Here is an 11748-nt window from a genome sequence, read left to right as displayed (position 1 = left end):
TGTGCGTCCGGGGTCGGCGGGATACAGTGACCGGATGAGCAGGATCGCCGTCGTCCCGGGTTCGTTCGATCCCGTGACCCTCGGTCACGTCGACGTGATCGCCCGGGCCGCCAACATCTTCGACGAGGTCCACGTCCTCGTGGTGCACAACCCCGAGAAGAGCGCCCTGCTGCCCTTGGCGCAGCGCGTCTCTCTGCTCGGCGACTCGCTGCGCGCCGCGGGTCTGCCCGACACCGTCACCGTGCACAGCTGGAGCGTCGGGCTGCTGGTCGACTACTGCACCGAGGTCGGCGCCAGCGTGCTCGTCAAGGGCATCCGTTCGCAGGTCGACGTCGCGTACGAGACCCCGATGGCGATCATGAACCGCAGCCTCGCCGGCGTCGAGACCGTGTTCCTGCTGCCCGACCCCGCCCACGCGCACGTCTCGAGTTCGCTGGTCCGGCAGGTCGCGTCCCTCGGCGGCGACGTGTCGCCGTACGTGCCCGAGGCCGTCGCCGCGTACCTCAGCACCACCTGACCCCGACCGACCCGACCGAGGACGACGCGATGACCACGACCAACGACCCGACCGTCGACCCCGCCGTCCGAGCCGGGTCCGAGATGTCGCTCGACGAGGTCCAGCGGCGGGCCCGCGGCATCCTCGAGGCCGTCGCCACCGTCATCGACGGCAAGGACGGCGCGATCTCGACGGCCCTCACCGTGCTGCTCGCCGAGGGGCACCTGCTCATCGAGGACGTCCCCGGGGTCGGCAAGACCCAGCTCGCCCGTGCCCTCGCCAAGGCCGTCGACGCGACGGTCACGCGCATCCAGTTCACCCCCGACCTCCTGCCGAGCGACATCACGGGCGTGTCGGTCTACGACCGTCAGAGCGGCGGGTTCGAGTTCAAGCCCGGCCCCGTGTTCGCGAACGTCGTCATCGGCGACGAGATCAACCGTGCCTCGCCCAAGACGCAGTCGGCCCTGCTCGAGAGCCTCGAAGAGCGCCAGGTGACGGTCGACGGCACCACCCACCCGCTGCCGTCGCCGTTCCTCGTCGTGGCGACGCAGAACCCGGTCGAGATGGAGGGCACCTACAACCTGCCCGAGGCCCAGCGCGACCGGTTCATGGCCCGCATCTCGCTGGGCTACCCGGACGCCCGCAGCGAGTTGCGCATGTTGCAGCAGCGAGAGCGCGTCAGCCCCCTCGACACCCTGCGCCCGCTCGTCTCCCTCGACGAGCTCACCCGCATGATCGCCGCCGTGCGCACCGTCTACACGGCCGAGGCCGTCGAGGAGTACGCCGTCCGCATCGTCCAGGCGACGCGGGTGCACCCCGACGTGCGCCTCGGGGCGAGCCCCCGGGCGACGCTGCAGCTGATGCGCGCCGCCAAGTCGTGGGCCGCCCTCAACGGTCGCGGCTACGTCGTCCCCGACGACGTCGACGCCCTCAGCGGCCCCGTCCTCGGGCACCGGGTCATCCTCGCCGGTCGGGCGGGTGCCGGGGCGGTCTCGGCCGCGTACGACGTCGTCGCCGACGTCGTCGAACGGACGGCCGTGCCGCTCGGCGACCCGGCCGACGCCCGCTGACCGTGAAGCGGGGTGGGGTCCCCAGGCCGACCGGCCGTGGCGTCGGCGTGCTCGCCGCCGGGGTGCTCGTCGTGCTCGTCGGGTGGCTGCTGCAGGCCCCGGCGCTCGTCTTCGCCGGCACCACCCTCGTCGTGCTGATCGTCGCCGTCACGGTGTCGCTGCTCTTCCGGACGGCCGACGTCCGGGTCGCCCGCCGGTTCTCGCCCGACCGCGGCGTGGCCGGGTGGTCCGCCGTCGAGACGGTGTCGGTCCTGCCCCGCGGGGGCCGGACGTCCGGCACGGTGCGCATGCGCGAGCAGCTGCCGTTCGGACGGCTGGGCGACTCAGAGGCCGCGGCCGTCCTGCTCGTGCCGGGGCGCGCCTCCTCGGCGGTCTTCCGTCACCACGACCTGCCGCGCGGACGCCACCGCATCGGACCGCTGCACGTGGACCTCGTCGAGTCGTACGGCGTCGCCCGACGTCGCGTCGTGGCGGACGGCGCGGCCGAGTTCGTCGTCGTGCCCGAGGTCGTCGAGGTCGGGCTCGGTCGGGAGTCCCGGGCGCTCGGCGACGGGTCGAGGCGGCAGCGGGAGCACAGCCTGGCCGGCGGTGAGGACGACCCGGTCACCCGCGAGTACCGCCGGGGCGACCCGATGCGGCGCGTGCACTGGAAGGCCACGGCCCGCCACGGTGAACTCATGGTCCGTCAAGAAGAGCAGCACGGGCTGCCGAGCGCCCGCGTGGTCATCGCGGTCGCCGCCGAGGGCTGGTCGGACGCCCGGCCGACCGTGCCGCCGTCGACCGGCCGCCGGTCCGGCCCGGCGGCACCGGCGATCCCGCTCGTCAGCGACGCCTTCGAGTGGGCGGTGTCGTTCGCGGCGACGGTCGCGGTCGAGGTCGGTCACGCGGGGTCGCTCACCGTGCTCGCGACACCCGGCGGGTCGCTCGTCGCCCGGCACGACCCCGACTCGACCACGGCGTTCCTCGACGACCTCGCCGACCTCCGGTTGGACGACGACCTCGGCGCGCCCGCGCCCACCCCGTCGCCGCGTGAACCCGTGGTCGCCGTGGTGTCCGGGCTCCGCCGACTCGAACTCGACCTGCTCGTCGCCTCGCGGGCCGTCGGGTCGTCGGCCGTGGCCGTCGTCGTGACACCCGCCCTGCCGCTCGGTGCCGGTCTCACCTCCCGTCCCGCGCGGGACGTCGAGGGCACCGACCGGGCGGACGGTCGCGTCCTGGGCCCCGACGAGGTGGCCGGTGCCCTGGTGGACGCCGGGTGGCGGGTCGTCGAAGCCGACTCGAGTGACGACGTCGGGCGACTGATCGCCGGCGCGGGGGTGCTCGATGACTGACCCGACGCCTCGCGTGGGCTTCTTCGGGGCGGAGCCGGGGGCCACGACGCGGTGGCAGACCTCGGTGCTGCTCTGGCTCGTGCTCGTCCTCTCGCTGGCCAGCCTGCACCCCGTGTTCGTCGGGGTCGGCTGGTGGGTGGCCGGTGCCGTCGTCTCGGGTGTCGTCCTCGGTGCGTCGCTGACCCTGCGGTCCCTGGGGGCCGCGTCCTGGGTGGGCGTCGTCGTCGGCGCCGTCGCGGGGGCCCTCGTCACGACGGCCTTCGCCTCGGGGGGCACGGCCCTGCTGGGCGTCGTGCCGACGGGGGCGACCTTCGCGCGCCTCCCCGAGCTGTCGGCTCAGGCGAACGCCGCGATCGTCGACGGGTCGGCGCCGGTCGAGGTGAACGACGGCCTGCTCGTCACCGTGGCCGTCTCGGTCCTCGTCGTCGCCGTGGTCACCGACCTGCTGTCGAGCGTCGGCCAGTTGACCGTGACGACCGGGCTGTTCCCGGCGCTGGTGCTGGCCGTGCCGACCTTCGTGCCGAACGTCGCCACGAGCTGGCCGTGGGTCGTCGCGACGGTGCTGGCCTACCTGGTGCTGCTGATGGTGTCGACCGGTCGACGGCCGTCGCGGGCGGGCCTCGTCGGCGCCGCGGCGTCGGTGGCGGTCGCCGGCCTGCTGACCGCGGTCGTCCCGCTGTCGGGCGTGGCGCCGCTGACCGGGTCGGGCACCGGCACGGGCCTCGCCACCGGGGTGAACCCGATCATCGACCTCGGCGACGACCTCCGGCGTGGCGCGCCGGTAACGGTCCTGTCGTACCGCACCGACGACGCGCAGGGCCAGTACCTGAAGCTCGTCGACCTCGTCGACTTCTCGGGCCGGTCCTGGAGCCCCGCCGACGTCCAGCTCGATCCGTTGAACACCCTCGACGCCCTGCCGGACGCCCCGGGCATCGACCCGGGCACCGCCCGACGGGAGGTCACCACCGACGTGACCGTCGGGGCGCTGCGCAGCCCGTACCTGCCGGTGCCCGTCCCGCCCACGAGCATCGAGGGCCTGGACGACCAGTGGCGGTTCGTCGACGAGAGCGGCGTCACGGTCCGCAGCGACTCCGAGGGCACCCAGGGGCTCGAGTACCAGGTGACGAGTCGTCCGGTCGACCCCAGCCCCGAGCAGGTCGTCGCCTCGCTCGACGACTCCGGGCCCGACATGTCGGCCTACCTCTCGGTCGACGAGGTCCCGCAGGCCGTCACCGACCTCGCCGCCCAGGTGACCACGGGTGCCGCCAACCCGTTCGACGCCGCCGTCGAGCTGCAGGACTACTTCCGTGACGGCGACTTCACCTATTCCGAGGACACGCCCGTCGACCGCGGCTACGACGGCAGCGGTCTCGACGCGATCGAGACCTTCCTGCAGGTGAAGAGCGGCTACTGCGTGCACTTCGCCTCGGCCATGGCCGTGATGGCGCGCACGCTCGGCATCCCGTCGCGCGTGGCCGTCGGGTTCCTGCCCGGGGACCTCCAGGGGGTCGGCGACGACGCGGCCTTCCAGGTCAGCAGCGACGACCTGCACACCTGGCCCGAGCTGTACTTCGCCGGCCTCGGCTGGGTGCCGTTCGAGCCGACCGTGGGGCTCGGCGCCCCCCAGCAGTACCTCCAGCAGACCGGCGTCGAGCCGAGCGACGTCCCCTCGGACGACGCCAGCACGGCTCCCGACGCCAGCACGGGTCCCTCGGCGACGACGGCCCCGACGACGGCGGCCCCCGGCACGAGCGCCACCCCGACGTCGGGGGCCGCCGGCTCGGGTGCCGGCGTCGGGCCGGTCCCGGCCGTCGGGCTCTCGGTGCTCGCCGCCCTGCTGCTCGCGGGCCTGGTCGTGCCCTCCGGCCTGCGTGCCGGTCGCCGACGCCGACGGCTGTCCGCCGCGCCTCCCGACCTGGCGCTGCACGCCTGGCACGAGGTGGTCGACACGGCCCGAGACCTCGGCGTGCCCGTGACGTCGGGGCTCACGCCGCCGGCCGTCGCCGACCTGCTGCTCCGACGGCTGGGGCAGGTCGACGCCGCCCCGGCGGGCGACGCCGCTGCGGCACCGGCGTCCGGCCGGGCGTCGAGGGCGCAGGAGGCGCGGGTCGCGACGACCGCGCTGCTGGACGCCCTGCAGGCGGAGCGCTTCGGGGCCGAGCCGGCGGCGCGCCGGGTGCAGGTGGACGCGCGTCGCGTGATCGACGGGCTCCGCGCCTCCTCGTCCCTCGGGGAGCGGGTCGCGGCGACGATCGCCCCCCGGTCGCTCGTCGGCGGCACGGAGGCGACGTCCGGTTCGACGGCGTAAACTCCCTCTCCGTGCCTCATTTCACCAAGACCCCTTACACCGTGCCGGTGTTCGACCTCGTGCACCGTCCGGGCGAGATGCGCGAGCACCAACTCGAGGTCGTCGTGCCCGAGAAGCTCGGCGAGGGCCAGATCGCGGTGCCGAAGGGTGCCGAGCTCGAGCTCGACGTCAAGCTCGAGGGGCTGCACGACGGCATCCTGGTGTCCGCCCACGTGTCGGGCACGGCCGTCGGCGAGTGCAGCCGCTGCCTGCGCGACATCGCCGAGCCGGTCGAAGTCGATTTCGCCGAGCTTTTCGCGTACGATGTCGACGAAGCTTTTGACTATCAGGTTCAAGACGATCACGTGGATCTTGAACCAGTGGTCAGAGACGCAGTGGTTCTGTCACTGCCCTTCCAGCCGGTCTGTCGGCCGGATTGTCCGGGCCTCGACCCCGAAACGGGCGAGCGCGTGGACGACATCCCCGACTACCAGCCCCGCGAGATCGTCGACCCCCGCTGGTCGGCCCTGGCAGGGTTCCAGGCTGAATCGGCACCCGCCGACGGCACGTCACAGAGCGCAGGTCGAGACGACCCGCACTCGCCCGACGCGCAGCACTGAACACCACCGCGTCACCCACCACCGTCAGACCCAGGCACCCGTGAGGGCGCCGACAGAGAGAAGAGAAACCCATGGCCGTCCCGAAGCGCAAACAGTCACGCTCGAACACGCACGCTCGTCGTTCGCAGTGGAAGGCCACGCCGGTCCAGCTCGTCAAGACGATCGAGAACGGCAAGGTCACCTACAGCCTCCCGCACCGTGCCAAGGTCGTCGAGGACAGCGCCGGCACCGCCCTGTACATGGAGTACAAGGGCCGCAAGGTCGCCGACGTCTGATCACCGACGTGAACCCGTCCACCCCCGCGGTGAGCGCATGAGTCAGCCCGAGTCGAGCCCTGGTGCCGACCGGGCTGTTCTCTTGTCCCGACTGCAGATCGAGCTGAGCGACGACCTCATCGACCAGGCTCTCACCCACCGGTCGTACTCGTACGAGCACGGCGGCGTGGGCAACAACGAGCGCCTCGAGTTCCTCGGCGACTCGATCCTCGGGCAGGCCGTCACGGTCATGCTGTTCACCGAGAACCCCGACCTCGACGAGGGTGACCTCGCCAAGCGTCGGGCGAGCCTGGTGAGCACCGTGGCCCTGGCCGAGGTGGCCCGCATCGTGGGGCTCGGCCCGCACCTCCGGCTCGGCCGCGGCGAAGAGCTGACGGGCGGACGCGACAAGCACTCGATCCTCGCCGACACCGTCGAGGCGATCATCGGTGCGACGTACCTCGAGGCCGGGGGCGAGGCCGCGACCGCGTTGGTGCTGCGGCTCGTCGCGCCGCTGCTCGTCGACCCCGACCGCTTCGGCGCCGCGATGGACCCCAAGACCAGCCTGCAAGAGCTCGCCGCCGCCCTCGGGCGCGGCATGCCGTCGTACTCGGTGACCGACAGCGGGCCCGACCACGACAAGCGGTTCCACGCCGTCGTCGCCCTGGGTGACGAGCAGGGCGTCGCCGAGGGGTCGGGCAGCAGCAAGAAGCAGGCCGAGATGGCCGCGGCCCTCGAGGCCTGGACGACGCTGAACGCCTCGGCCGCCGGGGTGGCCGCCGCCCGCCGGGCCGCCGCGACCTCCGACTGACCGTGCCCGAACTCCCCGAGGTCGAGGTCGTCCGTGCCGGGCTCCACCCGGTCGTGGCCGGCGCCGTGGTGTCAGCCGTCGACGTGCTCGACCAGCGGTCGCTCAAACGGCATCGGGGCCCGAGCGACGACTTCGTCGACCGGCTCGTCGGCGGCACGATCGACTCCGCCGTCCGACGGGGCAAGTTCCTCTGGTTCCCGTTCGAGCCGGCCGAGCCGCACGAGCATCCTCTGGCGCTCGTGGCGCACCTCGGCATGAGCGGGCAGGTGCTGCTCCGCAGTCGCGACGCCGACCCCGACCGCCTGATGCGCATCCGCCTCGACGTCGAGAGCCCGTCCCACGGGGCCGTGCGCCTCGCCTTCGTCGACCAGCGCATCTTCGGCTCGATGGCCCTCGACGAGACGGTGCCCACCCTCGACGGGCGGGCTGCGGGGTTCGCCGGCGCGCGCCTCCTGGGCTCCGAGGCCGACGCCGAGGCCGTGTCCGACAGTCGGGCCCCAGGGCGCGCGACGCCCGAACCCGACGTCGCCGGGACCGACGACGACCCGGCCGCCTGGGTGCGCCGCGTCCCGCAGCAGGTGTCGCACATCGCACGCGACCCCCTCGACCCGGCCTTCGACGAGCCCCGGGTGCTCACGCGGCTGCTGGCCCGTCGCACCGGCGTCAAGCGGGCACTGCTCGACCAGGGCCTGCTCAGCGGCGTGGGCAACATCTACGCCGACGAGAGCCTCTGGGCCGCACGCGTCCACCCCGAGCAGCCGACCGAGACGTTCTCGACGGCCCGGGCGCGGGTGTTGCTGGCCGAGATCCGGGTCGTGCTGCTCAAGGCGCTCGGCGAAGGGGGCACGAGCTTCGACGCCCAGTACGTCAACGTGAACGGCCAGTCGGGCTACTTCAGCCACAGCCTCGCCGCCTACGGGCAGCAGGGGCGCCCGTGCCCGCGATGCGGCACCCCGATCGTGCGCGAGGCCTTCATGAACCGGTCCAGCCACTTCTGCCCCCGCTGTCAGAGGGTCCGCACGAGCTGACCCGCGGTGCCGTCGGTGCCGCCCGCCTCCCCGGTCGACGGGCCACCCGCCCGTATCCTTGAGCGCGGGTCACCACCCGTCACGAGTCCCGAGGAGGCGCGGCGCATGCACCTGAAGAGCCTCACGCTCAAGGGCTTCAAGTCGTTCGCCTCGGCGACCACGTTCGCCTTCGAGCCGGGCGTCACCTGCGTGGTGGGCCCCAACGGCTCGGGCAAGAGCAACGTGGTCGACGCCCTGGCGTGGGTGATGGGCGAGCAGGGGGCGAAGAACCTGCGCGGCGGCAAGATGGAGGACGTCATCTTCGCCGGCACCTCGACGCGCGGCCCGCTCGGCCGCGCGCAGGTCGTCCTCACGATCGACAACTCCGACGGGGCCCTGCCGATCGACTACGCCGAGGTGACGATCAGCCGCACGCTCTTCCGCAACGGGGGCAGCGAGTACGCCATCAACGGCGAGGGCTGTCGTCTGCTCGACGTGCAAGAGCTGCTCAGCGACTCCGGTCTCGGCCGCGAGATGCACGTGATCGTGGGCCAGGGGCAGCTCGACGCGGTGCTGCACGCCACCCCGGAGGACCGCCGGGGTTTCGTCGAAGAGGCCGCGGGCATCCTCAAGCACCGGCGTCGCAAGGAGAAGACCCTCCGCAAGCTCGACGCGATGCAGACCAACCTCACGCGCCTGAGCGACCTCGCGGGCGAGATCCGTCGCCAGCTCAAGCCCCTCGGTCGTCAGGCCGAGATCGCCCGCGAGGCGCAGACCATCGCCGCGGTCGTCCGCGACGCCCGGGCCCGCCTGCTGGCCGACGAGGTCGTCGCCCTGCGTACCTCGCTGACCGCTCGGACGAGCACCGAGTCCGAGCGCAAGAGCGAACGCGACGTCCTGCACGAACGGCTCGACCAGGCCAAGCAGCGCGAGCAGCGACTCGAGCAGGCCATGGTCGGCGACGCCGTCGACGAGGCCCGCCGGGTGGCCTTCGGGCTCGAGTCGGTGCACGAACGCCTCCGCAGCCTGTCGAGCCTGGCCCAGCAGCGACTGCAGCTGCTCGCCCAGCAGGCGGAGCAGCCCGCGGTGGCGACGACCGTGAGCTCGGGCATGGTCGCCGACGCGCGCGACGAGGCCGAGCGTCTGCGCGGGGACGTCTCCCAGGCCGAGTCCGCGGTCGGTGCGGCGGGCGCCGAGCTGGCGACGGCCCGTGCCTCGCTCGACGCCCTCGACGTCGAGATCCAGGCGCAAGCCGTCCTCGTCTCGCAGCACGACCTCGACGCGACGAGGCTGCGGGGGGCGCTCGACACCGCGCGCTCGGGGCTCGCGGCCGTGCGCGGTGAGCAGCTGCGGCAGCGTGCCGCGCTCGAGGCCGCCGAGGCGCGTCGCGACGCCGGACGCGTCGAGTACGCCGAGCTCGAGCGGCGGTCGCCGCGCGTCGAGGGCGACGGGGTCGACCACGCGGCCGTCCAGGCCGAGGCAGAGGCCGAGGTGACGGCCCTCTCAGCCAGCGTCGACGAGCTGCGCGACCGGTTGCACGTCGCCGAGCGCGAGCGCGACGCCCTCGCGGCCCGACGCAGCGCGCTGTCGCTGGCCCTCGACCAGGACGACGCCACGGCCGCGCTCGCGTCCGCGGGCCGTCCGGGCATCCGTGGCCTGGTCGCCGAGCACGTCCAGGTGCGGCCCGGCTACGAGGCCGCGATCGCCGCGGCGCTCGGCAGCATCGTCGACTCGGTGCTGGCCGACGACGTCGAGGCCGCGGCCGGCGCCGTCGCGCACGCCACCGAGGCCCGGCTCGGGCGGGTCGAGGTCGTCGTGGCCGAGCCCGAGCGCCCCCTGGCGACGCTCGACGTCGAGCTCCCGACTGGAGCCGTCGCCGCCACGACCGTCGTCACCGCGCCTCCCGGGGTGCTCGGCCTGTTGGCCGCCACCGTCGTGGCCGACGACCTCGCGGTCGCCCGCTCGGCCTGGCGCGCCCTCGCCGGCCACCCCGTGCCGGTCACCGTCATCACGCGCGTCGGCGAGGTGCTGACCGACTACGTGCTGCGGGGCGGGTCCGGTGCCGGACGATCGCGTCTCGAGCTCGTCGCCGAGCGCGACGCGGCCGCCGAGCGCCTGACCGGGGTCGCCACTGAGATCGAGCGGCTCGCCCCCGAACTCGCCGACGTCCGCGGTCGACTCGCCGCGACGCGTGCCCGCGCGAAGGAGGCGGCGGCCGCCGCCCGCGACGAGGAGGCGCGGGTCACCGCCCACGGGCAGCAGCTCGGTCGCCTCCGTGCCCGGGTCGAGGCGGCCGAGGCCGAGGTCGACCGTCTCTCGACCGCGCTCGATGCGTCGTCCGAAGCCGTCGACGCGGCGGTCCGAGGCGTCGACGCGGCTGAGGCGGCCCACGACGAGCACGCCGCCCGTCCTCGCCCGCTGCTCGACGCGTCGGCGCGGGACGGCCTGCTGGCCGAGGTCGAGGCCGCGCGGGCGGTCGAGACCGAGCGCCGCATCGCCCTCGAGACCGTGCGCGAACGGGTCCGGGCCGAGATCGCCCGTGCCGAGGCCCTCCAGCGTCAGCTCGACGACCAACGGGCGGCCGCCGAACGCCAGGCCCGGCAGGTGGTCGAACGGCAGCGGCAGATGGCCGCCACGTCGTCGGTGCTCGAGGCGCTGCCGCCCGTCCTCGACGCGGTGGCGCGGTCGGTGGCCGAGGCCCGGGCGGTGCTCGCCGAGGCCGAGGCCGCCCGGGCCGAGCAGAACGCCGAGCTGCAGGCGCTGCGTCGGGACGAGCGCGAGCTGCGCGACCGGCTCGGCACCGTGACCGAGAGCGTGCACGGCCTCGAGATGGAGATCTACGAGACGAGGTTGCACCTGTCCGGGCTGCTCGAGCGGGCAGGCTCCGAGCTCGGTCTCGACGAGGACGTCCTCGTGGCCGAGTACGGTCCGCACGTCCCCGTGCCGAGCGACGACGACGTCGTGGCCCGGCCGTTCGTCGACGACGAGGTCGACCTGGTCGACGTCGACGCGGCCGGCGACGCGGACGGGGCGGGGGAGCCCGCCGACCGTGCGGGCGAGGCGGGGGACGACCCCGACGACGCACGCGTCCCGGGGGCGGATGCCGCGCCTCCCCGGGGCGTGCCCTTCGACCGGACGGCTCAGCAGCGTCGCCTGGCCGTGGCCGAGAAGAAGCTCGCGCAGCTCGGCCGGGTCAACCCGCTCGCCCTGGAAGAGTTCGCGGCGCTCGAACAGCGACACCTCTTCCTCACCGAGCAGCTGACCGACCTGACGAGCACCCGGAGGGACCTCCTGACGATCATCGACGAGATCGACGACAAGATGCAGACCGTCTTCGCCAGTGCCTTCGCGGACACGCAGGCCGCCTTCGACCGGGTGTTCCCGATCCTCTTCCCGGGCGGCAGCGGCTCGTTGCACCTGACCGACCCCGACGACCTGCTCGCGACCGGCATCGAGGTGACCGTGAGGCCGGCCGGCAAGAAGATCGAACGGCTCTCGCTGCTCTCGGGCGGCGAGCGGTCGCTGGCCGCCGTCGCGTTGCTCATCGCGATCTTCAAGGCCCGGCCGAGCCCGTTCTACATCATGGACGAGGTCGAGGCGGCGCTCGACGACGCGAACCTCGGCCGCCTGCTGACGATCTTCCAGGACCTCCGCGAGTCCAGCCAGCTCATCGTCATCACGCACCAGAAACGCACGATGGAGATCGCCGACGCCCTCTACGGCGTCTCGATGCGGCAGGACGGCGTCAGCGCCGTCGTCGGCCAGCGCGTCGTCGCCGAGCGCGGCACCGCCGCCCCGGCCCCGGCCTGACCGGCCCTGCCTCGGCCCGACCGGCCCCGCCCGGCCCGCCGGCCGCCCGCCCGACCCGGTAC

General features: G+C 73.7%; 9 protein-coding genes. All 9 read left to right on the top strand.

Annotated elements, in window-relative coordinates:
• The first annotated feature begins 34 nt into the window (after positions 1-34).
• The 9 genes from coaD to smc all read left to right on the top strand — a co-directional run bounded on the left by coaD (position 35) and on the right by smc (position 11686).
• Entirely contained in the window at positions 35-517 is a 483-nt protein-coding gene (gene coaD, locus ABID81_RS01105; protein ID WP_056257317.1) for a pantetheine-phosphate adenylyltransferase, read from the top strand.
• A gap of 29 nt (positions 518-546) precedes the next feature.
• Positions 547-1566 carry an AAA family ATPase gene (locus tag ABID81_RS01100; RefSeq protein ID WP_488627419.1) on the top strand — a complete coding sequence of 340 codons (1020 nt, stop codon included), beginning with the start codon at positions 547-549 and terminating at the stop codon, positions 1564-1566.
• Between the two features lie 47 nt (positions 1567-1613).
• Entirely contained in the window at positions 1614-2897 is a 1284-nt protein-coding gene (locus ABID81_RS01095; RefSeq protein ID WP_354593005.1) for a DUF58 domain-containing protein, read from the top strand.
• On the top strand, positions 2890-5205 hold the full coding sequence (locus tag ABID81_RS01090) for a transglutaminase TgpA family protein (protein ID WP_354593004.1): 2316 nt from the start codon (positions 2890-2892) through the stop codon (positions 5203-5205). Before ABID81_RS01095 ends, ABID81_RS01090 begins: the two co-directional genes overlap by 8 nt.
• 77 nt (positions 5206-5282) lie before the next feature.
• The gene (locus tag ABID81_RS01085; RefSeq protein ID WP_488628691.1) at positions 5283-5804 is read left to right on the top strand and encodes a YceD family protein; all 522 of its coding nucleotides are present in this window, start codon (positions 5283-5285) and stop codon (positions 5802-5804) included.
• Positions 5805-5875: 71 nt separating this feature from the next.
• A complete protein-coding gene (rpmF, locus tag ABID81_RS01080; protein WP_043593937.1) occupies positions 5876-6079 on the top strand; it encodes a 50S ribosomal protein L32 in 204 nt (67 codons plus the stop codon).
• A 37-nt stretch (positions 6080-6116) separates the two neighbouring features.
• Positions 6117-6869: a ribonuclease III gene (gene rnc, locus ABID81_RS01075; RefSeq protein WP_354593002.1), complete on the top strand. Its 753-nt coding sequence runs from the start codon at positions 6117-6119 to the stop codon at positions 6867-6869.
• Positions 6870-6871: 2 nt separating this feature from the next.
• Positions 6872-7897 carry a DNA-formamidopyrimidine glycosylase family protein gene (locus tag ABID81_RS01070; protein WP_354593001.1) on the top strand — a complete coding sequence of 342 codons (1026 nt, stop codon included), beginning with the start codon at positions 6872-6874 and terminating at the stop codon, positions 7895-7897.
• A gap of 105 nt (positions 7898-8002) precedes the next feature.
• A complete protein-coding gene (smc, locus tag ABID81_RS01065; RefSeq protein ID WP_354593000.1) occupies positions 8003-11686 on the top strand; it encodes a chromosome segregation protein SMC in 3684 nt (1227 codons plus the stop codon).
• Positions 11687-11748 lie beyond the last annotated feature (62 nt).

Source organism: Frigoribacterium sp. PvP054 (genome assembly GCF_040547465.1).
Classification (GTDB): domain Bacteria; phylum Actinomycetota; class Actinomycetes; order Actinomycetales; family Microbacteriaceae; genus Frigoribacterium.
Note: the sequence above shows the minus strand (reverse complement) of the source record. Positions and strands in the feature narration are given on the sequence as shown.

Excerpts from the sequence above, each read along its gene's own strand:
- ABID81_RS01085 (WP_488628691.1), top strand. The coding sequence starts at position 5,283 with ATGCGCGAGCACCAACTCGAGGTCGTCGTGCCCGAGAAGCTCGGCGAG.
- rnc (WP_354593002.1), top strand. The coding sequence starts at position 6,117 with ATGAGTCAGCCCGAGTCGAGCCCTGGTGCCGACCGGGCTGTTCTCTTG.
- coaD (WP_056257317.1), top strand. The coding sequence starts at position 35 with ATGAGCAGGATCGCCGTCGTCCCGGGTTCGTTCGATCCCGTGACCCTC.
- smc (WP_354593000.1), top strand. The coding sequence starts at position 8,003 with ATGCACCTGAAGAGCCTCACGCTCAAGGGCTTCAAGTCGTTCGCCTCG.
- rpmF (WP_043593937.1), top strand. The coding sequence starts at position 5,876 with ATGGCCGTCCCGAAGCGCAAACAGTCACGCTCGAACACGCACGCTCGT.
- ABID81_RS01100 (WP_488627419.1), top strand. The coding sequence starts at position 547 with ATGACCACGACCAACGACCCGACCGTCGACCCCGCCGTCCGAGCCGGG.
- ABID81_RS01090 (WP_354593004.1), top strand. The coding sequence starts at position 2,890 with ATGACTGACCCGACGCCTCGCGTGGGCTTCTTCGGGGCGGAGCCGGGG.